This window comes from Vogesella mureinivorans, assembly GCF_007644035.1.
Lineage (GTDB): Bacteria > Pseudomonadota > Gammaproteobacteria > Burkholderiales > Chromobacteriaceae > Vogesella > Vogesella mureinivorans.
In genome coordinates, this window is sequence record NZ_VMTV02000416.1 from 1 (window position 1) to 293 (window position 293).

General features: G+C 74.1%; 1 protein-coding gene. It reads left to right on the top strand.

All coding sequences use genetic code 11. The features are described 5' to 3' along the window. Positions 1-293: AMP-binding protein (locus FLQ44_RS11285; protein WP_147694452.1), on the top strand; the 293-nt coding region annotated here is incomplete at both ends.

The following is a 293-nucleotide window of genomic DNA, read 5'->3' on the forward strand; positions in this document are numbered from 1 at the left end:
TTCGCGCCGGGCCAGCGCCTGCTCGCGCTCACCACCTATGCCTTCGACATCAGCGTGCTCGAACTGCTGCTGCCGCTCGCCGCCGGTGGCTGCGTGGTGCTGGGCGAGCGCGCCCTGCTGGAAGCGCCGGGGCGACTGGCCGCGGCCCTGCAGGAGCAGCGCATCGATGTCTTCCAGGCCACGCCTTCGACCTGGCGCCTGCTGCGCGCGCAAGGCTGGTCGGGCCAGCCGGAGCTCGTGGCGCTCACCGGCGGTGAGGCGCTGACGCCCGAACTCGCGCGCTGGCTGCTGCC